The 20,886-nt window shown below is 65.2% G+C and carries 16 protein-coding genes; 3 read left to right on the forward strand and 13 right to left on the reverse strand.

Translation table 11 applies throughout. The features are described from left to right. Positions 1-7: 7 nt before the first annotated feature. Complete coding sequence (locus G6N68_RS23875) at positions 8-730, forward strand: SDR family NAD(P)-dependent oxidoreductase (RefSeq protein WP_163717603.1); 723 nt, start codon at positions 8-10, stop codon at positions 728-730. 7 nt (positions 731-737) lie between these two features. Here the strand turns inward: G6N68_RS23875 and G6N68_RS23880 are convergent, their stop codons facing one another. After that, positions 738-4,049 (reverse strand): helix-turn-helix transcriptional regulator, encoded by a 3,312-nt coding sequence (locus G6N68_RS23880; RefSeq protein ID WP_163717605.1) that lies wholly within the window; start codon positions 4,047-4,049, stop codon positions 738-740. A 154-nt stretch (positions 4,050-4,203) separates the two neighbouring features. On the opposite strand from G6N68_RS23880, the gene G6N68_RS23885 reads away from it, so the two are divergent. Further along, positions 4,204-5,379, forward strand: a complete 1,176-nt coding sequence (locus G6N68_RS23885; protein ID WP_163717607.1) for a serine hydrolase domain-containing protein — start codon at positions 4,204-4,206, stop codon at positions 5,377-5,379. Here the strand turns inward: G6N68_RS23885 and G6N68_RS23890 are convergent. From G6N68_RS23890 to lpqS, 3 genes are all read right to left on the reverse strand, one after another. Next, complete coding sequence (locus G6N68_RS23890) at positions 5,364-6,599, reverse strand: MDR family MFS transporter (protein ID WP_163717609.1); 1,236 nt, start codon at positions 6,597-6,599, stop codon at positions 5,364-5,366. The two genes, G6N68_RS23885 and G6N68_RS23890, sit on opposite strands and share 16 nt — an antisense overlap. After that, complete coding sequence (locus G6N68_RS23895; protein ID WP_163718906.1) at positions 6,599-7,762, reverse strand: PLP-dependent cysteine synthase family protein; 1,164 nt, start codon at positions 7,760-7,762, stop codon at positions 6,599-6,601. The genes G6N68_RS23890 and G6N68_RS23895 overlap by 1 nt, the downstream gene beginning before the upstream one ends. A gap of 103 nt (positions 7,763-7,865) precedes the next feature. Then, positions 7,866-8,279, reverse strand: coding sequence for a putative copper homeostasis (lipo)protein LpqS (gene lpqS / locus G6N68_RS23900; RefSeq protein WP_163717611.1), 414 nt, complete (start codon positions 8,277-8,279; stop codon positions 7,866-7,868). A gap of 118 nt (positions 8,280-8,397) precedes the next feature. Here lpqS and G6N68_RS23905 point away from each other — a divergent pair, with 118 nt between their 5' ends. Beyond that, positions 8,398-10,032 (forward strand): multicopper oxidase family protein, encoded by a 1,635-nt coding sequence (locus G6N68_RS23905; protein ID WP_163717613.1) that lies wholly within the window; start codon positions 8,398-8,400, stop codon positions 10,030-10,032. Here G6N68_RS23905 and G6N68_RS23910 read toward each other — a convergent pair. From G6N68_RS23910 to G6N68_RS23950, 9 genes are all read right to left on the reverse strand, one after another. Beyond that, the gene (locus G6N68_RS23910) at positions 10,029-11,579 is read right to left on the reverse strand and encodes an FAD-binding protein (RefSeq protein ID WP_163718907.1); all 1,551 of its coding nucleotides are present in this window, start codon (positions 11,577-11,579) and stop codon (positions 10,029-10,031) included. The genes G6N68_RS23905 and G6N68_RS23910 overlap by 4 nt on opposite strands. A gap of 68 nt (positions 11,580-11,647) precedes the next feature. After that, positions 11,648-12,472 (reverse strand): alpha/beta fold hydrolase, encoded by an 825-nt coding sequence (locus G6N68_RS23915; protein WP_163717614.1) that lies wholly within the window; start codon positions 12,470-12,472, stop codon positions 11,648-11,650. Beyond that, complete coding sequence (locus G6N68_RS23920) at positions 12,472-13,461, reverse strand: cyclase family protein (RefSeq protein WP_163717617.1); 990 nt, start codon at positions 13,459-13,461, stop codon at positions 12,472-12,474. Before G6N68_RS23920 ends, G6N68_RS23915 begins: the two co-directional genes overlap by 1 nt. Further along, a complete protein-coding gene (locus tag G6N68_RS23925) occupies positions 13,461-14,273 on the reverse strand; it encodes a coniferyl-alcohol dehydrogenase (protein ID WP_163717619.1) in 813 nt (270 codons plus the stop codon). The genes G6N68_RS23920 and G6N68_RS23925 overlap by 1 nt, the downstream gene beginning before the upstream one ends. A 32-nt stretch (positions 14,274-14,305) precedes the next feature. Further along, complete coding sequence (locus G6N68_RS23930) at positions 14,306-15,613, reverse strand: LLM class flavin-dependent oxidoreductase (RefSeq protein WP_163717621.1); 1,308 nt, start codon at positions 15,611-15,613, stop codon at positions 14,306-14,308. 3 nt (positions 15,614-15,616) lie between these two features. After that, positions 15,617-17,395 carry an FAD-binding protein gene (locus G6N68_RS23935; RefSeq protein ID WP_163717623.1) on the reverse strand — a complete coding sequence of 593 codons (1,779 nt, stop codon included), beginning with the start codon at positions 17,393-17,395 and terminating at the stop codon, positions 15,617-15,619. After that, complete coding sequence (locus G6N68_RS23940) at positions 17,392-18,312, reverse strand: 3-carboxyethylcatechol 2,3-dioxygenase (protein WP_240355593.1); 921 nt, start codon at positions 18,310-18,312, stop codon at positions 17,392-17,394. Before G6N68_RS23940 ends, G6N68_RS23935 begins: the two co-directional genes overlap by 4 nt. Further along, a complete protein-coding gene (locus G6N68_RS23945) occupies positions 18,260-19,957 on the reverse strand; it encodes a bifunctional 3-(3-hydroxy-phenyl)propionate/3-hydroxycinnamic acid hydroxylase (RefSeq protein WP_163717626.1) in 1,698 nt (565 codons plus the stop codon). The genes G6N68_RS23940 and G6N68_RS23945 overlap by 53 nt, the downstream gene beginning before the upstream one ends. After that, entirely contained in the window at positions 19,957-20,820 is an 864-nt protein-coding gene (locus tag G6N68_RS23950; protein ID WP_163717629.1) for an alpha/beta fold hydrolase, read from the reverse strand. Before G6N68_RS23950 ends, G6N68_RS23945 begins: the two co-directional genes overlap by 1 nt. Positions 20,821-20,886: the final 66 nt, after the last annotated feature.

The raw sequence follows: 20,886 nt of genomic DNA on the forward strand, positions 1-20,886 counted from the left end.
ACTCCTGATGGAACTGATCGACCACACCGCATTGGTAACCGGTGGGACCGCAGGCATCGGCCTAGAGTCGGCGCGACTGCTCGCCAGTGAGGGCGCCACCGTCATCATCTCCGGGCGCGACCCGGCCAGGGGCGAGCGAGCGGCCGAGGCCATCGGCGCGAATGCTCGTTTCGTCCAGACCGACATGAACGACGCCGAGTCGGTGGAATCGCTGGTGCAGCAGTGCGGTGTGGTCGACATCATCGTCAACAACGCCGCCAGCTTTCCGTCGGCATTGACCGTCGACCAGAAGATGCCGAGCTTCGAGGCGATGTTCGACACGAACGTTCGCGGAGCGTACTTCCTTGTCGCCGGCTTGGTTCCGGGAATGTTGCAGCGTCGACACGGCAGCATCGTCAACGTCACCACGATGGCCGCGTTCAAGGGCATACCCGGCGCGTCGGGTTACAGCGCCTCGAAGGCCGCATTGGAATCGTTAACCCGTAGCTGGGCCGCGGAATTCGGTCCGAGCGGCGTACGGGTGAACAGCGTGGCGCCGGGTCCCACTCGCACTCCCGGGGTAGCCGCCGAGTGGGGTGAGACCAACGAAGAGCTCGGCCGGGCTTTGCCGTTGGGACGCACCGCATTTGCATCCGAGATCGCCGAGGCAGTGCTCTTCCTCAGCTCGCCGCGAGCCAGCTTTGTCACCGGTTCGACCCTGCATGTCGACGGCGGCGGTGCCGCGGTCTGACGGTCGTCTAGAACGAGCTGTTCTGGCGCACAGCCTCTTGCGCCAGCTGCACACGTGAGTTGTAACCCAGCTTTGTGTACATGTGCGTGAGGTGGGCTTGCACGGTGCGCGGGGAAATGAAGAGTCGTTCGGCGATGTCCTTGTTGGACAGGCCCTCACTGACTAGCCGCGCCACGTCGAGCTCCGCAGGGGTCAAGGACGCCCAGCCGGTCGCCGGTCGTTTCCGGTCGGCGCGCCCGCGCAACGCGTGGCTGATGACGTCTTCGTCGGACAGCGCGGCGCCGTCTGCCCATGCGGCCTGAAATTCATCCAACCCGAGGCCATTACGACAAGCCTCCACGGCAGCTTCGTACCCCGCTTGGTAGATGGGCAACCGGGATTCACCGGTACGGTTGCTGACGGCGTCGGCAGCTCCAAGGAGTCGGGCCGCCTCAGCGTGGCCACCGTCATTGATCGCTGCTCTCGCCAGACACTCCAATATGGTTGGGAGACAAAGCCGGCTTTGTGTGTCGGCCAGAATCGACAATGCCTGCTGCGCGTCGCGTCGCGACCGGTCGTGGTCGCCCAGGTCAGCGGCGATGTATGCACGAGTGCACAATGCCCACGACTTGTGCCACCCGGCGAGGGTGGCGACGGCTTCGTCGGCCAGTTCCTGCGCCCTGGCCAGGTCGCCCTCGACGTGGGCGCACATGGCGACCGCGCTGACCGCCACCGAGCCGCGGTGAACACCGGGGAGTTCCCAGATCTTCATGCCGAGTTCGCGTGCAGCGGGCGCATCACCGTTGGCTACGGCAACCATCGCCAGGACGGTGGTAGCGGCACGTTCCAGCACGGCGTCGAGTTCTGCTCCGGCACTGATCGCGGATCGGCCGACCTCTTGGGCGGCCGCAACGTCGCCCCGGAAGATCAAGGCACAGCCCTGGGTGATCAGACTCAGCATCATGGCGAGGATGTCACTGCTTGCTTCGCAAGCGGCAAACAACTCTCGGCAGGTGTCGATGGCACCGGTCAAGTCGGCGCGAAGCATCTGCGCCATGCCGATCGCCCAGCGACATATGTGCGCTTTAGGCCAGTCGTCGAGGGCTTCAGCCAGGTCAGCACCCTCAGTGCCGAGCGCGCTGGCGGCCGCCGGGTCGCCTTGCATCGCAGCCAGGTATGCCTGTCGACTCAGAATCTGACTGAGCCGCCAATCATCTCCGGTCACCCGAGCCAGCTCGCTTGCCTCAGCGAAATATATTGCAGCGGATTCGAAGTCGAGGCCCGCGACGCAGCCGCACGCGGTGAGCGACCGAGCCAGCAACGCAGGGTCATCGAGTTCGCGAGCCAGTGTGAGAGCGCGCTGCGCCCGCTTGCCAGTGTCGAAGGCCGCGACCAAGGAATCGAGTACCGCCTTGTCGGCTAGTGCGCGAACGGCCAAGGCCGGCTCGATGGCGTCGAGGTCAACGCCCTCGTCGTCGAAGATCGCGTCGAACCACTTCAGTCCCTCGCGCAGCTGGCCCCGGCCCTCCCACAGCGGCAGCAGCGAGGACGCCATTTGCAACGCCCGGGCGGGCTCACCGCTTTCGCGACTGTAGGCGAACGCCGCCCGCAGGTTGTCGATGTCAGCCTCGACGTTGGCGACGACCCGTCGGAAACTGTTGCACGCAGGCGCTTCCAGCCCGGCGGCCAGCGCCGTGTAGTAATCGCGGTGTCTGCGCCGCAGCGCGTCAGCTTCGCCGGCCTCAACAAGTTTCTCCAGCGCATAATCGCGGATCGTCTCCAGCATCCGGTAGCGTGTCCGTTCCGCGGTGTTGTCGGCTTGCACCAGAGACTTGTCCACCAGCAAGGTCAGCTGGTCGAGCACGTGATAGCGCTGCATTACGCCGTCACCGCACACCGCCACCACCGCGTCGAGGTCGAAACCCCCCGCGAAAACCGCCAATTGGCGAAATAGCGTCGCCTCGGCCGCGGCCAGCATCGAGTGGGACCAGTCCACCGATGCCCGCAACGTCTGTTGCCGACGCACCGCGCTGCGCGCGCCGCCGGTGAGCAGCATGAATCGGTCATTCAAACTGTCGCAGATGTCGGCGGCCGACATCGCCCGCATCCGAGCGGCGGCAAGTTCGATCGCGAGGGGCATACCGTCGAGGCGTCGGCAGATCTCGTGAACGGCGCTGACATTGCCGTCGTTGACGGTGAAGTCGGGACGGACCTGGCGGGCACGGTCGGTGAACAACTCGACGGCCTCGTCCGCGAGTCCGAGTGAGGGCACCTGCCAATTGACCTCGGATGCGATGCGCAGTGGCTCGCGACTCGTGGCTAACACCCGCACATTGGGACAATTACCCAGTAGCGCAACGACAACCGCCGCAGAGGCCTCTAGCAGGTGCTCACAGTTGTCCAGCACGATCAGCAAACGACGGTCACCTATCCGAGCGTTGATGCTGTCGATCGCGGACCGGTCCAATTGATCCTGCAGGCCAAAGACTTTGGCGATCGCCGCCGCCACCAGGTCGGGGTCGTTGATGGGAGCCAGATCAACGTAGTGGACCGACTCGCCCACCACGTCCGACTCCTGACCCGCGAGCTGAACCGCCAACCGGGTCTTACCCACGCCGCCCGCACCGGTTAACGTCACCAACCGATGCTCGTGGAGCAGCCTCGCCAGCTCTGCGATTTCGCGGGTGCGGCCGACGAACTTGGTCAAAAGGATCGGGAATGCCGTTGTGGTGGCGGCGCTCGTGGAGCGCAGCGGCGGGAAGTCGACGGGCAGATCTGGATGGTATAGGCCGAAAATGCGCTCGGGGCGCGGAATATCGCGCAGGTGATGACTGCCCAAGTCGGCCAGCCACGCTCCGGGCGGCAGGAGATCGACCACCAATTGCTCGACGGCGGCGGTGAGCACGGTCTGTCCGCCGTGCGCCAAATCGCGCACCCGCGCCGCGCGGTTGATGGTCGGGCCGATGTAGCTCGCGTCATCCCGCAGTTGGATCTCACCGGAATGGATTCCAACGCGCAGGCGGATGGGTGCCAGCGGGGCGCGCTGCAACGCCAATGCGCACGCTACGGCGTCGCTTGCGCGGTCGAAAGCGATGACGAAGCTGTCGCCCTCGCCTTGCTCCATTGGGCGCACCCCGTGGTGGGCGTCCACCAGTCGTGACAATGTCGCGTCGAGACGTGCCACGGCCGTGGTCATCTCGCTTGCGCAGGATTGCCAGAGGCCGGTGGATCCTTCGATGTCGGCCAGCAGCAACGTCACCGTTCCGGTCGGCAGTTCGCTCACGCCAGGCTCGCTCCAGTTCACCGGTGGCACATCCGCGCGGGGATCGGTTTCACCCATGTTAGCCAGCTTCCCCCGCGCCGGGGCGCTGCCACATCAGCACAAACGCGTATAGGCGCTCCGCGCCGCCGCCGTACGCATTTACGCGATCCGACCAATGACCGGCGGACAGTCCGCGCCGCATAGTCGAAGGACCACTACCGAGGAGATCACAATGACCCAGCAGTTCTGTGCGGTGGATTCCGTCCTCGCCGGACATCACGACCCACGTTTCAGCGACCTCGCCGTCGCTCTGGCAGAAGAGCTCACCACCGGCGGTGAACTCGGCGCGGCCATAACGGTCGACATCGATGGGGAGTCAGTCGTCGATATCTGGGGCGGATATGCCGACCGCGCAAAAACCCGACAATGGGATCGGGACACGATCGTCAACGTCTTTTCCAGCACCAAGAACATCACCGCTTTGGCGGCGCTGTTGCTGATCGACCGCGGCGAACTCGATCCTTTCGCCCCGGTGGCCCAATACTGGCCGGAGTTCGCCGCAAACGGCAAGCACACCATCGAAGTACGACACGTCTTGAGCCACACCTCGGGGGTTTCTGGCTGGGAGCCGCCGTTCAGCACCGAGGAGTTGTATGACTGGGACAAGTCGACCGCACGACTGGCCGCCCAGGCGCCGTGGTGGGAGCCCGGCACCGCGTCCGGGTATCACGTGGTTACCATCGGCCACATAGTTGGTGAGCTCGTACGCCGGATCACCGGGATGACACTCAAAGAATTTGTGCGCGAGGAGATTGCAGGACCGCTAGCGGCCGACTTCCAGATCGGCGCGCGTCCCGAAGACGACACCCGCATCGCCGAGTTGGTCTCGCCGCCCGCATTCGACCTGCCGCTGGACTTGATGCCCGAAGATTCCCCGATGCGTAAGACATTCGACACCCTTCCGCCGACTCCTGACGGCGCGTTGACGGCGCAGACCACCGCTTGGCGGCGTGCGGACATCGGCTCGGCCAACGGGCACGGCAATGCGCGCTCGCTGGTGCGGTGCCTTTCCGCAATATCACTGGGCGGCAAAGTAAACGGCATCCAGCTGCTGCGTCCCGAGACGGTTGAGCTGATCTTTCAGGAGCAGGCCAACGGCATAGATCTGGTGCTGGGCATGCCCGCCCGGTGGGGTATCGGATACGCCCTCCCGAAACCGGAAGCGGTACCGGACATCCCGGACGGGCGGATCTGCTATTGGGGCGGATGGGGTGGCTCGATGGTGATCATGGACCTGGACCGGCGGATGACGATGTCCTATGTGATGAACAGGATGGGTCATGTGACCCCCGCCGGATCGGAACGGACGCAGAAGTACACCCGAGTGCTCTATCAGATCGTGAGCTGATCGACGGCGCGTCTGTCGAGGCGGTACAGCCCAGCGATCGTTGCGACTCCTACGAGAATCAACACTCCCCAAACGATTTCATCGGAACCGAGACGGTGCGCCACGCTCATGAGCCAGCCGACCGCAATGTTGCCGACCAGGATGCCCACTCCGACAATGGTGCTGTAGAACCCGTAGTGCGTCGCCACCAGTCGGTTGTTCGACAAGGTCACCACGGTGCGCATCTCGAAGGGGAACAGCGCCGCCGAGGCAACGGCGAGCAAACCGGCGGACAGCAGCAGCGCGGTGATCGCGGCGGTGTTCCCGAGACGTTGTCCGTTGGGGACCAGCAGCAGCGGAACGAACGACGCCACCAGGATCATCGCGCCCACGACGAGGCTGCGCGACGGGTCCCAGCGCGCTGCGAACCACTGGGTGATGCGCCATTGCCCGGCTATCGCGACCAGTCCCGAAATCGCGAACATCGCCGCCACCAAGAGAGATTGGCGGCCGGGCGCGAGGACCGCGGCCTGCATGGGTAACGCGAGGTAGATCTGGAAGGACAACACGTAGGCACCGGACATCGCGACACCAAACGCCAGGAACCGCCGGTTGGCAACCAACGTCCGCCAGTCGGACAGGATCGACGTGCGCTCGGCATCGGGGTCGGCCGTGTGTTGCGGTAGGGCGAACAACTGCGCCACGGTCAGTACGGCGAACACGATCGCGGCGCCCAATACGGTCGCGCGGAAATCCAGCATCAACAACGCCAATCCGACCAACGGACCAAGCAGAATCCCGGCTTGATAGAAGATGTTGAACACCGCGAACGCCTCGATCTTGCGGTCGCCGGAATCGGCGGCGACGTAGGCCCGTACCGCGGGGTTGAACAGCGCACCCGCGAAACCCGTTGCCGCCGAAGCAATCAGCAGACTGGGCAGGGACTGGGCCACGGCCAGCAACGCGAAGCCGCCGGTGCGAATCAGACATCCCGCCACGATCATTGGCTTGTAACCGAACCGATCGGCCAGCGTGCCGCCCACGAAGAACATGCCCTGCTGGGAGAAGTTGCGCACACCGAGCACCAGACCCACCGCCCAGGCCGCCAAGCCGATCGGCCCGGCCAGATAGTCGGCCAGGTACGGCATCAACATGTAAAACCCGATGTTGATGCCGAACTGATTGATCATCAGCACCTGGCTGGGGCGGTTGAAACTGCGAAACTGCGAAAGCACCTCCATCACGCCACCGCCTGAGCCGGATTGAGCACCACAGTCGTACGGGTCCAACGGGTTACCACCGCCTCAGCGGGGGAGGCAATCTGGTCGGGTTCATCAGCCGGCGGCCCCACCAGCAGGCCGTGTTCCTCGCAGTACTCGTCGTTGTAGACGGTGTCGAAGTAGCGGGCCGGCCCGTCCGGAAACACCGCGGCAACGGTGGTGTCGGACGGCAGGTTCCTGGCCGCCCATTTGGCAACCAACCCGACCGCGCCGACACTCCAGCCGCCGCTGGCGTAGTGGTTGGCCGCCATCTCGCGGGCCGTCCACACGGCTTCGGCGGGGGCGACCCAGTGCACCTCATTGAAGGCGCCGTAGTCGACGTTGTCCGGGTAGATGCTCGAACCGAGTCCGCGCATCAGCCGGATCGACGCGGGTTGTCCGAAGATGGTGGAACCGATGGTGTCCACCCCGATCAACCGCATGGCTGGGTTGAATTCGCGTAACACGCGGGCCACACCCGCCGAATGTCCCCCCGTACCCACCGAGCACACCAGGACGTCGACCCGCCCCAACTGGGCGATCAACTCCATTGCGAGCGAACGGTACCCAGTCACGTTGTCAGGGTTGGAGTACTGGTTGGGATTCCAGGCGCCCGGGTCAGCGGCTAGCAGCTCCGCGACCCGGTCCTTTCGGGCCTGCTGCCAGCCCCCGATCGGATGTGGCTCGGTCACCATGTCCACGCGGGCACCGTAGGCGGCGAGCATGCGCGAGACGATCGGCTCCAGTCCCGGGTCGGTGACCAAAGTGACGGGGTGACCATACGCCTGGCCCGCCAGGGCGAGGCCCAATCCGAGCGTGCCGCTGGTCGATTCGATGATCGCTGCCCCGGGTGCAAGGTCACCTCGAGCGCGGGCACGCTCAACCATGTGCAGCGCGGGGCGGTCTTTCATGCCCCCGGGGTTGAAGCCTTCCAGCTTGGCCCAAAATCCGCGGTCCGCCACCTCGGCGGGTTCCGACGTCCCAGGTATCCAGAGCACCGGGGTGTTGCCGACGATGGTGCCCGGGTGGCGGTTTCTGCCCGGCGTGAGTTGATACCCCTCGGGGATGAGGCGGTAGCGCTCCCGGGCGGGACGCGGACGGACGGAGGTGAAGTGAGACCGGTTGGGAATGAGGAGGTTGTTCATTTTCACGTCGCTTCTGCTTCGGTGCCGCGACTCGCGCGCGGCTAGTGAGGAGGGCCAGCGAGCACCGGTCGTGGCAGGTTCGCCACAACCTGGAGCTGGCCGCTCAGCGACGAGATAGGCAGTATCGAGTCAATAGGTCGCGTCCGCTAATAGCCGACCACTGCCACTCTGGCGGACCGCGTCCGGAGGAAACGAGCTGGTAGACCGGTACCGGGACGGTTTCCGCAGCCGCCGCCACGGACGAATCGAGTGCCGGCTGAGCTACCCGCGGCAGCACGGCGATCGCCGCCTGGTCCGGGCACGGTGGCTTCGAGTTGTCGCTCAGGTGAGCGTGGTCGCCGTGTTTCGCGTAATCGCCGCCCAAAACCGTCGTCGCCGGATGGTTCGGCTGGGCAGCGTGCGGGTGGACCTGCGGGAACCAGCACTGAGCGGCTACCACGGAGAGCGCCAACGCCAGGACGACCGATACGACCGCAACCTTCGCAGATCGTGGCCGGGCCGGGCGGCGGAGCTTCATGCGGGGAAATATATACCCCATGGGGGTATCTTGTAAAGCCGTCCGAGGTTGCGCAATGACGAGCGCCCTAGCAGGGTAAATGCGCAGCGGCGAGGCAACCCACGACTAGGAGCGCAGAATGCCGGTAGTGCCAGCAGGGGGTTACGCGTTCGGCGCAGCACAGCTGAGCAGACGCGGCTTCATCGGAGCCAGCCTCGCCGGCGGCCTCGCCCTGGCCGCGTGTGGCAAGTCCGCGCCTCCGACGCCGGCCGAGCAACTGGCCAACGCCATCGCCGCCACCGAGCGGGCCCGCCCGCACAGCGGGCGGACAGTGACCGCCGACCTGACGCCCCAGCCGGCGGAGATCGATTTGGGCGGGGTAATCGCCCATACGCTGGCTTTCGGCAACGCGGTCCCAGGCCCCCTGATCCGCGCGACCGTCGGCGACGAACTCGTCGTCGCAGTGACCAACCGTCTCGACCATCCCACTTCGGTGCACTGGCACGGCATCGCGCTACGCAACGACATGGATGGCGCCGAACCCGCCACACCCAACATTCCCGCCGGCCAGAGCTTCACCTATCGGTTCTCCGTTCCGAACCCAGGCACCTACTGGGCCCATCCGCATACCGGCATGGATGGCGACAAGGGCCTGTACCTGCCGGTGATCGTCGACGATCCGAATGAGCCGGCGGACTATGACACGGAATGGATTGTCATCCTCGATGATTGGACGGACGGCGTGGGCAAGAGCCCACAACAGCTCTTCGACGAACTCACCGATCCGAACAAGAACACGACCACCAGGACGACTCCACCGACTACAACGACCAGCCCGACCAGCCCGACCACGACGACTGACGAAACGACCAGCCCGACCAATGGGGCTCCCTCGACCACTCCAACGGGGATGCCGGACATGCCAGACATGCCTGGCATGCCGGGCGGTGACGTCGGCACGAGCAAGCTGCTCGGTGGCGACGCCGGAGACATCGCCTATCCGTACTACCTGATCAACGGACGGATCCCCGCTGCCGCAACTTCTTTCGAAACAACGCCAGGCCAGCGAATCCGGCTTCGAATCATCAATGTGGGCTCCGATACCGCATTTCGTGTCGCGTTGGCCGGGCATTCGATGACCGTCACCCACACTGACGGCTTCCCGGTAGTTCCCACCGAAGTCGACGCGCTGTTGATCGGCATGGCCGAACGCTATGACGTCATTGTTACCGCCGCATCGGGCGTCTTCCCTTTGGTCGCGGTCGCGGAAGGCAAGAATGCCCTGGCGCGCGCGTTGCTCAAGACCGGAGCCGGCAGCGCACCCGACCCCGGGTTCAAGCCGGCAGAACTCGACAAACGTGTCGGCACCGTCGAAATGTTCACCGCCGCTGCGGGAGTCAATCTCGGAATTCCAGAGGACAGCCTTGACCTGCCCGTCGTGCTCGGTGGCACCATGGCCAAGTATGACTGGACGATCAACGGCGAGCCCTACAGCAGGACCAAACCACTGCACGTCAGAGAGGGGCAACGGCCCACCCTGACGTTCGACAACACCACGATGATGTACCACCCAATTCATCTGCACGGCCACACTTTCCAGATACTCAACGACGACGGCACGCCCGGCGCCCGAAAAGACACCGTGATCGTCCTGCCGAAGCAGAAACTCCGGGCGGTACTAATCGCCGACAATCCCGGAACCTGGGTGATGCACTGCCACAACACTTATCATCAAGACGCCGGCATGATGACCCGTCTGGATTACACGTTCTAGGTCGTTTTGAGCATGTCTTTCACCGCCAGGTGGCTGAACAGCATGCTGGTGCCGATCGGGTTGCCGCCCGCCGGGTAGGCGGTTCCACTCGGCGCCGCCATGGTGTTGCCCGCCGCGTACAAGCCGGGGATACGGTTGCCGTCGGTGTTCAAGACGCCTCCCGCGGTATCCGTGCGTAACCCGCCCTTGGTGCCCAGGTCCGATACGCCGAAAGCGGCCGCGTGGAAGGGACCTTTGTCGATCGCGACGAGCGGCGACTTGCCGGCGGAGAACGCGCGGTCGTATGCCTCGTCGCCGCGGCCGAAGTCCTCGTCGACCCCAGTTGCGACGAATCCGTTGAACCGCGCAACGGTCGCGGTCAGATTGCCTGCGGGAACGCCGATCTTGGCGGCCAACTCCGCGAGCGTATCGGCAGTGCGCCAAAGCCCCGCGGACACATACTTGTCCGGCTCAACCATCGACACGTTAGTGGCCTTGACGGGCGGCACCTGGCCTTCCTTGTCGTCATAGATCATCCAGTACGGCAGCGTCATCGACCCGTCGTTTAGACGGCCGATGATGACGCGGCCCAGCCGGTCGTACGGCGCGGACTCGTTGACGAACCTCTTGCCGTCTTGATCGACGAAGATGCCACCGGTGAACCACAGTGCGAACGCGGATCTCCCGTCGGGATGCGTCAGTCCCGGGGACCACCACGCCTGATCCATCAGGTCGGTGTCCGCACCGATCGCGATCGCCGCTCGATGTGCCAACCCGCGGTTTCCCCACGGGCCCATCGTGTCTCGCGCCTGACCCGGCACGCCCCACTGACTGCGAAGCTCGTCGTCACCCTCGAATCCACCGGCCGCCAGCAACACTCCCCGACGCGCGCGTATCGCCTTGCGCCGCCCCTCGGTCTCGACGACAGCACCAATCACCGATGTCTTGTCCTCAGACACCACCAATTCGACCAGCGCGGTGTTCAATTGCAGCGTCGCATTCGGGTAGCGCTGAATCGCCATGAGGAACCGGGCAATCAACGCGCGGCCACCGATGAAGTAGTCCTCGGGGACCGGGGCATTGTGCCAATCATTGTCCAGAGGACCGCGAACCAGCTCACGAAATTCCGGCGCTTTCGAGACCCGCAGCGGCCGCGCCGCCATGTGCCGTCGGCCATCCTTCCGGGCCTTCGGCGCCTTGCCGAAATAATCCGGCCACGGAAGTATGTCGAACTTGAAAGACTCGTCGACCTCGAGGTACTCGATCAGCCGGGGGCCGCCGCGTACATAGGTCTCCTGCAATTCGTACGGCGTGCGGTCGCCGACCACCGCGTGGTAGTACTCCAGCGCGTCCTCGATCGTGTCGTCGACGCCGGCCCGCACCAGCACCGGGTTGCAGGGGAACCACACCCCGCCGCCGCCGGAGTAGGCGGTGGTGCCGCCGAATTTGTCGGTAGCTTCCACCAACAGCACGTCGAGGCCCTCGCGAGCGGCAGTGTAGGCACCGGTGACCCCGCCTGCCCCCGACCCGGCCACCACTACGTCATGCTCTTCGTCCCAGTGCACCATCGTCATGCAGCCTATCCTCGCGAGCAGACGCGAATGTCCCCTCTAGCGCTGCCCCGATGTGAAAGCTTTCACGTCTGCTCGGCGAAGAAACGTAACAACAACTCGTTGACGGCCGCGGGCTGCTCGATCTGCGGACAATGGCCGGCACCGTCGACGACCGCCGAACGCGCGCCCATGATCTGTTTGGCGATGTCCGCCGCCCATCCCGCGGGCAGCAGCTTGTCGTTGCCGCCCTCGATGATCAGCACCGGAACTTTGATCCGCTCATACCGCCTTGCGCTCGACGGGACGGCCGGCGGCGCCGCGTTGGGGCGACGAAATCGTGCCGCCGCGATCGCTTCCCATGCTCCGGGCGCGACGCTGGATTCATAGCGCCGGCGCACGTAGTCATCGTCGGCCGGATAGCGAGGGTCGTAGAACAGGGCCTCGACGATGCGGCGCATCGCGGGCAGGCTGGCGTCGTAGTCCTGCAGCGCAGCAAAGTGCTTGCCCTGTTGGATCTCTCCCCCACCGCAGATGGCGACCAGGCTGCGGACCGGCAACACCGGGTCCTCTGCGGTGCTGTCGGTGAGCAGATTGATGGCGCCCATGGAGTTTCCGACGAAGTGCGCCGAAGCGACGCCGAGCTGCTCGCAGAAGCGCGCGACGTGCCGAATGCGCATGGCTCGGCTGTTGACGAAGTCGATCACCTTCGCCGATTGCCCGAATCCCAGCTGGTCCGGCGCCAGCACCCGGTACTGCGTCGCGAGCGCGGCGATGTTGTGTTCCCAACCCAACTCGGCGCTGGCACCGAACTCGCCGCCGTGCAGCAGTACCACAGGGTCGCCGTCGCCCGCTTCGAGGTAGCTGGTGACCAAGCCGTCGACGACGGTGGTCCTGCGGTGGATCTCCATCACTTGATGGCGATCGGGTTGACCGGGGAGCCGACCGCGCCGACGAACCGCAGCGGTGGCGCGATGAGCTGAAACTCATAGACGCCGTCGGCCGCGCAGTCGTCGGCCAGCGGGGTCAGGTCCCAATACTCTCCGAACATCATGCCCATGTCGCGCAGGCACAGTAGGTGCAAGGGCAGGAACAGGCCCTCGATCCCCGACACCGGGTCTTCAACCTGGAGATTGTCCGATGCGACCGCAGCGATTTCGTGATCGTGCAACCACTGGGCGCAGCGCCAGTCCAGACCCGAATATGGTTCCGTCTTGTTTCCGGTCATGAGAAATCTTGTCCACCAGCCGGTTCGGATCAACACGATGTCCCCGCTGCCGATGGTCACACCTTGCGCGCGGACGACGTCGTCGAGCTCCTCGGGAGTGATCGGGTTGCCGTGTTCCAGGAAGACCTCGGCGCCGCGGTGGCGCACCAGGTCGAGCAGCACCCCCCGCGAGGTGATGCCCTTGACGTCGACCTTGTCGATGCCGCAGTGGAATGCGCCCATGCTCGTCACAGAACCGGCCGGGAATCCGTTGTACAGCTGGTCTTCGTAGTAGACGTGCGACAGCGCGTCCCATTGCGTGGCCGCCTGCAACGGCATGACGACCATGTCGTCGTTGAAGCGGAAGAAGCTGTCGGCGAAGTACCCGGCCAGCTGGCTCGCCGTCGCGTTCTGCGTCCATCCGGGCCCGTATTGGGCCAGCGTGGTCGCGTCGCCGCCGTCCACGGTCATCACGTGAATTGGGTTGTGTCGGAACCCGAAAGCGCCCTGCGGTCCCGATGAGCCGAAGTCGACTCCGAGTGGGAACACCTTGCCGTGCCGGACCAGACCCGCGGCCTGCTGGACCTTCTCGGCGGTGATGAAGTTCAGCGTGCCGAGTTCGTCGGCCTCTCCCCAGCGCCCCCAGTTCGAGACATCGCGTGCGGCTTTCCGAAAATCGGCCATGGTAGCCATTACGCCGGCCCTCCCTCGAGTTCACGGGCGATAGCCGCTGCCACGTTGCCGCCGTCGACCCAGATGACCTGGCCCGAAATATAGCTGGCTGCGCGGCTATTCAAGAACAGCAGGACCGCGGCCTGTTCTGCCGGGTCGGACACCCGCCCCAGCGGCTTCGGTATGTCGTCGAGAAATTGCTGCCCGTAGGCGGTGCGCAGCTGGTCGAGGATCGGCGTCTCGGTCACCCCCGGGCCGGTGCAATTGATCCGGATGCCTCGCGCGCCCAGCGCGGTGACGTTGCGCATGCCGTACAGAATGACCGCTTCCTTGGACAGCTGGTAGCCGGTGCCCACGACATCCGGATGGCGTCGACACCAGTCAATTCCCTCCTGCATGGTCGCGGTGTTCAACAATGGCACGACGTCCCGCTGGTGTTCCCGATACGCCGCGGCCGCCAGGGAAGCCACGCTCACGATCGACGAACCCGCCGTCATCCGCGGAATCAGCGCCTCGGTGAGGTGGCGCAGCCCCAGGAAGTTGATCGTGACGACCAACTCCGGGTCGCCGATACCCGACGACACGCCGGCGACATTGAACAGCGCGTCGATGTCGCCGGCGAGGGACGCGACGGCCTGATCGATCGACGCCGCGTCGGCGAGGTCAACCTCGTGAAAATCGTTGACCGGCACCGCCGGCCGACGCTTGTCCAGCCCGACGACGTGCGCCCCGAGTTCGGTGAGCTGCTGTACCACGTGTGCGCCGATGCCCGACGCACATCCGGTCACCACGGCACGTCGGCCGTCGTAGCGCCACAACTCGTCGATTGCCATTCTCGGTGGGCAGGCCTAGTCAGCTTCCGGACTCACTTGCCCTGCTGCTGCTCCTTCAAGCGCTGCGCGGCCTGGACGCGCCCCTCGTTGATTTCGGCCATGGCCTCCGGAATCTCGCTGGCCGTGAACTTTCCGCCGCGGCCGGTCGGCAGGCCGCCGAAGGAGTAGCTTTCGTCGAACTGCGGTGCCGTCGGTTCCGGCCGACGAGCTTCCACCTTCTCGATCACCGGCGCCAGTCGGGCGGCCTTGTCGGCCACCGCCTTTGCGTCACGCTCGATGAATTCGGGCAGGACCTCCTTGCCCATCAGCTCGATCGACTCCATGGTGCCCTCGTGGCTGCGCGGGTTCAGCAGCAGGATGATCTCGTCGACACCGCTCTCCTCGTACCCACGCAGGAACTCACGAACCGTGGCCGGTGATCCGATCGCGCCGCGGCCGGGTCCGTACGCCAGCGTGGGGTCCTTCTCCACCTCTTCCAGATAGCGTTCCCAGACGCCGGTCCGTCCCGGGGTGTGCACGCCGGTCATGTAGTAGTGCATGATGCCGAAGGAGAAGAAGCCGCCGCCCTGGCCGAGGCGTTGCAATGCCTGCTCGTCGGTCTTGGCCACCATCATCGACAGGTCACCGCCGATGGCCAGGATGTTGGGGTTGATCGCCGGTGTGACCGGGACCCCGTTTTCCTCGAACTCCTTGTAGTAGCCGTTGACCCGTTCGGCCAGCGGCCCTGGCCCGGTGTAGGCGAAACTCAGTGCGCCAATCGCCTTTTGGGCCGCCATCTGAACGCTGGACGGGCGCGTGCAGGCGACCCACACGGGCGGATGCGGCTTCTGCAGCGGCTTGGGGATCACATTGCGGGCCGGCATCTGGATGTGTTCGCCCTTGAAGCCGGTGAAGGGCTCCTCGACCATGCAGCGGATCGCGACCTCGAGCGCCTCCTCCCACTGCGCACGTTTGTCGGCGGGGTCGATGTTGAATCCGCCGAGCTCACCGATGGAAGAGGACTCGCCGGTGCCGAATTCGACGCGCCCGTTGGAGATCAGGTCCAGGGTGGCGACGCGCTCGGCCACTCGGGCGGGATGGTTCACCGCCGGCGGCAGGTGCATGATGCCGAAGCCGAGCCGAATGTTCTTGGTGCGCTGGCTCGCCGCGGCGAGGAACATCTCGGGCGCGGTGGAATGACAGTACTCCTCGAGGAAGTGGTGCTCGGTGAGCCATACCGTGGAAAAGCCGGCCTTGTCGGCGGCCTCCACCTCGTCGAGGCAGTCCTGCAACAGCTCCCGTTCGTCGTCGGGCGCCCACGGGCGGGGCAGGGCGAACTCGTAGAACAATGAGATCTTCATTTGCTACCTCCTATGAGAATTAAGGGTCTGGGCGGCTTCCGCGTCCGACTCGGATTTCGTGACGAGTAGGTCGGCAACGTGTTTCGCCGCGACGAAGCCGAAGGTCATCGCCGGGCCGATGGTGGCGCCGGCCCCGGCGTAGCTGCGTCCCATCACCGGCGCGGAGGTGTTTCCCACCGCGTACAGTCCGCGCACCACCGTGTCGTCCGTCCGTAGCACCCGTGCATATTCGTCGACACGGAGCCCGCCGGAGGTGCCCAGGTCGCCGAGCACAACGCGAAACGCGTAGTAGGGCGGGTCGCCCAGTGGATGCAGGTTGGGGTTGGGCAGGGTCGGATCGCCGTAGTAGTTGTCGTAGACGCTGTCGCCGCGGTTGAAATCGTCGTCGTGGCCCTTGCGCGCCAGTTCGTTGAAGCGGGCGGCGGTGGCCCGAAGTTGTTCCGCTGGAACGTCGATCTTGGTCGCTAATTCGTCCCAGTTCATCGCGGCCTTGACCACGCCCGAGTCCAGCCAAGCTTTAGGGATCTTGCGTCCGGTGGGCACCGGCGCGCCGGGAATCTTCGGTATGGGCAGATGACCGCCCACGACATAGCGATTGAAGGAGCGGTGATCGGTGATGAGCCAGCAGGGGATGTGCGTCACCCCGGACCTCTGGCCTTCGATCATGGCGTGGCCGAAGTCCATGTAGGGTGCCGCCTCGTTGATGAAGCGCTTGCCCTCCCCGTTGACGATGAACTGCGCCGGCATCATTCGCTCGTTCAGCATGAACTGCATTCGGCCGTCCGGCCACTGGATGGCCGGGAACCACCACGCCTCGTCGAGCAGGTCGGCGGCCGCGCCGACCGCCTGGCCTGCCCGGATGCCGTCGCCCATGGCGGCCGGATTGCCGAAGCTCCAGTCCTGGTCGATCTCTGGCAGATGTTCCTTGCGCCAGGCCAGGTCGTGGTCGAATCCCCCGGTCGCCAAGATCACGCCGCCACGCGCCCCGATCCGCTGCCGGGTGCCGTTTCTCTCCACCAGTGCACCGGTCACCGATCCGTCGGCGTCGGTGAGCAACTCGACCAGCGGCGTGTCCAGCCACAGCGGAATACCGCGTTCCCGCATCGCCAGCCGTAGCCTGGCCACCAGCGATTGGCCGATCGCCGCCATCCGCTCGTCCAAGACACGCGCCCGGACCATGCGTGCAATCAGCTTCAGCAGCACGGCCTTTCCGGCCCAGGACTGCCTGATCCGGTAAAACGAGCGCAATTCCTTCGGCCCCAGCCAAATTCCCTTGGGCGCCAACGCCAGCGGCTGCAGCAGTGTTGACTCGTCGTCACCCAGCACGCGCAGATCGATGGGCGGCACGTTGATGGTGCTGCCCAGCTCGGAGCCACCCGGCAGCTCCGGATAGTAGTCGGCATATCCGGGCTTCCAGACGAACTCGAGCCAGGGCGAAAGGCGTTCCAAGAACTCCAGCATTCGCGGCGCCGATTCCACGTACTGCCGCAGGCGCGCCTCGGTGACCAGGCCTTCGGTGATCTGTCGCAGGTACTCGACGACGCCTTCCGCGTTCGGGGCATAACCTTCCCGGCGTTGCGCGGGCGCACCCGGCACCCAGATGCCCCCACCCGACAACGCGGTGGAACCGCCGTACTTGCCGGACTTCTCGATCACCAACGCATCGAGCCCGGATGCGGATGCGGTCAGTGCGGCCGTCATCCCGCCGCCACCCGATCCGACGACCAACACGTCGACGACGTGGTCGAAGCGACCCGATGCTTCCGTTGCCCCTGACGTCATGCGACCGGCGCCGCCGTTCGCACCGCGAACCCGGCGAGCAGGTCGGCAGCCTGTTTGTAGTAACGCACCGAGGTCTGGTACGGACCCACCGACGCCAACGCAGCGAAAGCAGCGACCCAGGTGCGGATCTCCTGCGCGGAACTGCCGCCCTCATGCGTCACGAACGAGTTCGACCAGCCGTCGAGATCCTCGAGGTGGCCATTGTCGACGACTTCCAAGAAGCGGTGGTCCCAGGCCGGGTTCAGGGGCTGCAGGTCGCTGTCGCCGCTGGCGAAGCTTCTGGCCGCATCGATGACCGCCGTCTGGCGGGCCTGCCGTTGCTCCGCTGTCATCGGTTGGCCGTCCACGATTCGTTGCCGCACGGCCGCAGTCGCGGTGTCCAACGTGGGCAGCGGGGGGCTGTGCGACAGGCCACCCGATCCGATCACCAGCACCCGCTTGTCCAACGTCGCCAGGAAGGCGCCGACCGCAGTTCCCAGGGCACGGCAGCGATGCAACGGCCCCAGCGGCACGGCGATCGCGTTGATGAAGATCGGTATCACCGGCTTCGCGGTGGCCGCGCCGAACAGTTTCTCCAGGGGCTGCACGGTGCCGTGATCGACGTCCATGTTCGCCGACACGGCCACATCGACGTTGGCGGCCAGCACGGCCTTGGCGCACTCGGCCGCGATGTCGCCGGGTACGTCGAGGGGGCCAGCTTGAGTACCATAGTCGCCGATACCGTTGGCCTGCATGCCAATACAGAACGACGGCATCACCCGGTAGAAGAATCCGTTGTAGTGGTCGGGCGCAAAGATGACGACCAACTCCGGGTCGTAGTCGGTGACGAATCCGCGCGCCTGGGCGATCGCGGCTTCCACGTCGTCAAGCAGGTCCTGCGGCGGCCCCGGAAGATTCAGCAGCGGGCTGTGGGACATACAGCACAGAGCCAGTGGCACTTTGAACGTCACCCCCTTTCAGCGTGAGTGACAGCGCCTCGCTCAGTGACCTGCTCAGTTCGGGAGCAAGCTGAGCGATGCAGGCGCCGGCGATGCAGCGGTCGGGCCGCAAAAACACGACCGACTCTCGGTGGGCGTCGAACCAGCCCTTCAAGCCTCCGGACCGATCACCGATGATCTCGACGTCGGGATCGTCGTGCCCGGTCCAATGCAGCTGCGTCAGCGGGCGTGCGGCAATAAACCTAGCGCCCAAGGCTTTCCACGTCGCAAACGCTTCGTCGCCGAGTATCATGCGGGGATTGTTGTTCCAACACAACACGGCGAACCAGGAACCCAGCACATCGTCGAGGAGCACGTTTTGCTGGGCGCGGGTGTCGACCCGCGGCTGGATGAACAGCGTTCCCACCGGCGAATCAGCCCGACGGGGCTCGTCGTGCACAACGGCGCCATGCTCGTAGCGCGGCATCGGCTTGAACCGCATCTCGAGCACATACCGCTTGAGGGAAGGCACTATTGACGCCGATCGAACCAGCAGATCGCGGGCCGCTGTGACACGGCGGTTGGTTGGCGAGATGACCCGACCCACCATGGTGGAGAGGTCGATCATCGCTCGGGCGTGTTTGCGTCGCTCCTGGTCGTAGGTGTCCAGCAGCCGGTCTTCGGCGCGGCCGCTGACCACGGCGGCCAGTTTCCAACCCAGGTTGGCGGCATCCCGGATGCCGCTGTTGTAGCCCTGCCCCTGCCAGACCGGCATCAGGTGCGCGGCATCGCCGGCCAGCAGCAGCCGGCCGCTGCGGAACGCTCCGGCTATCCGCGAGTGGTGGGTATAGACCCGTCGTCGGATCACTTCGACCCGGTCCGGGTGCGGAACCATCCGCGCCAACATTCTGGTCAGAAAGACCGGATCCTCGGCCAGCTCGTCGGACTCGTCGGCGTGAATCATGAACTCGAACCGGCGGATACCGTGGGCGATCGAGATCGAGGCGTAGGGGCGTTCCGGGTCGGCGCCGACCTCGCTGTTGGGGTGGCCGAGCGGGTCATTCGCGACATCGACGACCAACCAGCGGGTGGATGAAGTGGTGCCGTCAAACGAGACACCCATCATTCCCCGGGTCGTGCTGCGCCCGCCGTCGCAGCCGACGACGTAGCGTGCCCGGACCGTCACCGGCCCGCTCTGCCCACCGAGTTCGACGGTCACCGCCTGGTCGGTCTGCACGCAGGAAGTCATCGGCCGGTCCCACCAGACCTCGACGTTGTCGAATCTGTCTAGACCACGCAGCAATTCGGCGTCGACCAAGGGTTGCACGAACCCGTTGCGCTTGGGCCAGCCGAAACGCGCGTCGGGCGGCGCCATTTCGGCGAGTATCCGGCGCTTGGCGTCGTAGAACCGCAAAATCTGGTTGGGCACGGTGTGCGGCAGCACCCGGTCGACCAAGCCGATCGATTGAAACGTACGCAACGCTTCGTCGTCCAGTCCAACGCCGCGCGGATAGTCGATCAGCGTTTCGCGTTCCTCCACCACCAGCGTGGTGATGCCCTGTTGGCCAAGGATATTGGCCAGGGTCAGCCCCACCGGGCCGGCGCCGACCACCACGACGTCGCATTCGTGCCCGGCGCCGGCCATCAACGTCCCAGCAGGAAGTCGATGTGCAGCCGGTTGAACGTCTTGGCATCCTCGTACTGCGGCCAGTGCCCGCAGCCCGGCATCAGTTCGAATCGGGCGCCGGGGATCATGGATGCGATCCGCCGACCCTCCGTTACGTCGGCCGTCGGGTCATCACTTGTCCACAGCACCAAGGTGGGTGCGGTGATGGACCCGTACTCCTCCGGCCCCAACAGATTTCGCGCACGAATCTCGGGGTCCTGCAGGGCCATGATGTCGCGCATGGCAGCGACGAAGCCCGGCTGCCGATAGATCCGCTGCCGACTGGCCACCAGATCGTCGTAGTTCTTCGACTTGTCTGCCATCAGCCATTTGATCCGCGCCTGCACGGTCTCCCAGGTCGGGTTCTCCACGGCGGCCATCGACAAGTCGATGATCCGTTTCATCACCACGGGATCCGCCTGCGATCCGCCAGCCGTGTTCAGGACCAGTCGGTCCACCACGTCGGGGTGGTCGATGGCGGCGCGCGCGGCCACCCATCCACCGAGCGATTCGCCGCTGATGCTGGCGCGCCGAGCGCCGATGGCACGCAGTACCGCCATCAAATGCTCGACATAGTGCCGGATTTCCAACGGATGGCCCGGCTTGTCGGTGAAGCCGTGGCCGAGCATGTCGATGGCCCACGTCCAGAAGTGCTCGGCGTGCGCGGCCAGATTTCGAACGTAGGCCTCGGCGTGGCCGCCGGAGCCGTGCAGCAGCATCAGCACCGGTTTGCTTGGGTCGCCCGCGCGCAGGTATCGGGTCCGAACTCCCCCAGCCTCGAGGTAGCCCTGTTCGAACGCGACGCCTTGGAGGTCGCTCCACACGCTCTCGAACTCCGCCACTGTCCTCAATGACCCCCGGCTCGTGTGTGCTAATATCGCACGTTGATGTGCGATATATATAGAGCT

The sequence above is a fragment of the Mycobacterium bourgelatii genome (genome assembly GCF_010723575.1).
Taxonomy (GTDB): Bacteria; Actinomycetota; Actinomycetes; order Mycobacteriales; family Mycobacteriaceae; genus Mycobacterium; species Mycobacterium bourgelatii.